Source organism: Gilliamella sp. B2717 (assembly GCF_026536675.1).
GTDB lineage: Bacteria > Pseudomonadota > Gammaproteobacteria > Enterobacterales > Orbaceae > Gilliamella > Gilliamella apicola_I.
In genome coordinates this window covers 1-216 of the sequence record NZ_JAFNNQ010000022.1, presented here as the reverse complement: position 1 = coordinate 216, position 216 = coordinate 1, and positions in this window count along the sequence as shown.

Here is a 216-nt window from a genome sequence, read left to right as displayed (position 1 = left end):
GACGATAAATATTCATGGCCCCCAATTTTAAAAGGAAATCCTCACGGTAAATAAGGATACAGTATGAAACAATTAATTTTATTATTATTGGTATTACCTAACTTAGTATCAGCACAGGAAATATATAAAGATTCGTCTAATCAAGAATATTTATTTTTAGGAAGTACAGAAAATGGTAAGCGAAATTTTTTAAATCTTAAAAATAAAAAGATAGAT